This window comes from Kitasatospora sp. NPDC092286, from assembly GCF_044755565.1.
In the GTDB taxonomy this organism is placed as follows: domain Bacteria; phylum Actinomycetota; class Actinomycetes; order Streptomycetales; family Streptomycetaceae; genus Kitasatospora.
Genome location: NZ_JBIVRD010000114.1, coordinates 1 through 2,408, shown reverse-complemented (window position 1 = coordinate 2,408; position 2,408 = coordinate 1). Strand labels below are relative to the sequence as shown.

Sequence of the window (2,408 nt, the reverse complement as noted above, 5' to 3'; positions counted from 1 at the left end):
CCCCGTCGACTATGAACGGCAACACGCCACGAGCGTCATTAACCTGGACTTGGTCGCATAACAGGCAAGTGTCTACAAAATAGGGCAAAGCCCGGACCTACCCCGGCGGGATCGTTCGCAAGGACACCACCAACGCCGTGGGCGAGGCCACCGGGCGCACCTACACTCGCACCAGCGACAACAAGGTGATCTGGGCCCAGACCACCGACATCTCCACCCAGGGGCAGGTGGCGAAGGACACCAGCTCCACCGCCACCCGCACGTATCAGTACGACCGGCTCGGCCGGCTGGTGAAGGCCGAGCAGTCCACGGTCGCCACCGGTTGCGTCACCCGTCAGTACGCCTTCGACGCGCACTCCAACCGCCTGTCCAAGCAGACGTCCCCGAAGGGGGCGTCCGGCGAGTGCGCCACCGCCGGGGCGACGGCGGAGAACCACACCTACGACAGCGCCGACCGCCTCACGGATGCGGGCTTCTTCTACGACGCCTTCGGGCGCACGGTGAAGACGGCGACTGGCGCGACCAACACCTACTGGGCGAACGACCGCGTCGCCGCCCAGGAGAAGGGGGACACCAAGCAGGAGTGGGCCGTCGACGCGGCCCACCGCCTGACCGCGTTCACCACCAGCAAGAAGCAGGCCGACGGATCCTGGGCTGGCGCTACCTCCAAGCTGAACCACTACGGCGACGACGGCGACGAGGTCCGCTGGACCGCCGAGGACACTGCCCAGGGCACCCTGACTCGCAACGTCTCGGGCCCGGACGCCGACCTGGTCGCCACTACCAGCAGGACCGGTGACGTCCGGCTGCAGCTGACCAACCTGTTCGGCTCGGTCGTCATTACCACCGACACCGCGCTCACCGCACCGGTGGTGCTGGACTTCGACGAGTTCGGCATCCCGCAGGACAGCCAGGCAGGCGTTCGCTACGGCTGGCTCGGCGGCAAGCAGCGCTCCGCCGAGGCCCAGGACGGCGACATCCTCATGGGTGCCCGCCTCTACAGCCCCGCCCTCGGCCGGTTCCTGCAGATCGACCCCGTCCCCGGCGGCAACGCCAGCGCCTACGACTACTGCACCGGCGACCCCGTCAACTGCACCGACCTCGACGGCAACTGGGGCATGCCCAAGTGGCTGAAGAAGACGGTCGAAGTCGTCGCCAAGGTCGCCGAGGTGGTCGCCACCGTCGTACCGGGTCCCATTGGTTCCATAGCCGCCGCCGTTTCGTCAGTCTCCTATGCCGCCACCGGTAACTGGGAAAAGGCCGCCGAAATGACGATCATGGTGGCAGCGGCGGCAGTGGGCGCAGGTGTCGCCGTGAAGGCAGCTGTCACGACGGTCAAGGCAGCCCGCGCCGTAAAGCTTTCAAACAGCTTCACGAAAACGGTCAAATACCCCAACATTCGCACGCAGAACAATCGGCTTTACAGCAAGGTTGATAAGATCGTCAAGCAGCATGGATTTAAGCAGCAGAACGATCTGGACGGCCCCCTGTGGGCCACTGACCGGCCGAACGTATACAAGAATCGCGCACTCATGAATCCCGAAAAGCGCAAAGAGGTCCGAATGCGCTTCACGAATCGGGAACTCAGGACAGTGAAGAAGTATTTCAAAAAAATCGACAATATTTCCCGAGCGAGGGGACAGAATAACTATAATGCCAAAGAGCGGGCGGAGTTGATGAGGTACTACATCAAGGGGAAATACCGCTAAACAAAGTGGAAATGCCTCTGCATAGCTGATGGCGCGGAATGATGGCAGTTCAATTGTCGTCATTCCGCGCCGTCGCACGGAAGGGCTCAGCCAAGGGGTCGATGGGCAGTTCAAAGCATGGATCGCGGGCCTTGGCAAAACCGCCACCATGAGGCATCATGACGACATGTTCTCTTGGATTCGCAATCGACGCCATGAAAGGCAGCGGGCTCGAGAAGCTTCATGGGTGGAGGAGCGGACTGTCTTGGCGGCAGAATCCGACCGTCTGACTGTGGTCTTCGAGCCGATGGGAGCTATTTATGAGATCGAGCCGGGAGAGACTCTGACTATAGTTTTCAAGGGGCCGCCGACCCATCCTGGAGAAGTCAAGCATCGAGCGGACTACACTTCCGTATCTCCAGGTCTCGCGGGCTACATGACGGCATTTGACTCGAAAGATAATGAGATCGACGTTAACACCGGGGCGCCCTACTGAGCTCACAACTTCTCGTCCTAGATGATTGATGCCAAGGGCTCGCCGGTACGCATGACATAAAGCGAGGGAGTCCAAAGGTCTGTTGTGACGCCTGACCTGGACTCCCTCGCGACCGCACTTTACGTGAAGACCGAGTGCGCCACGAGGCTCTGTTGTTGTACCGAATGGGGGTGGAAGACCTTCATCTCCCTTCCGCCGTAGCGGTGGGGTGAAGCTGGAGGCAG

The 2,408-nt window shown here is 61.7% G+C and carries 2 protein-coding genes; both read left to right on the top strand.

Annotation, left to right across the window (positions count from 1 at the left end):
- Positions 1 to 137 precede the first annotated feature (137 nt).
- Positions 138 to 1,709, top strand: a complete 1,572-nt coding sequence (locus ACIQIB_RS39385) for an RHS repeat-associated core domain-containing protein (RefSeq protein ID WP_400764285.1) — start codon at positions 138 to 140, stop codon at positions 1,707 to 1,709.
- Between the two features lie 28 nt (positions 1,710 to 1,737).
- A complete protein-coding gene (locus tag ACIQIB_RS39380; RefSeq protein ID WP_400764284.1) occupies positions 1,738 to 2,184 on the top strand; it encodes a hypothetical protein in 447 nt (148 codons plus the stop codon).
- Positions 2,185 to 2,408 lie beyond the last annotated feature (224 nt).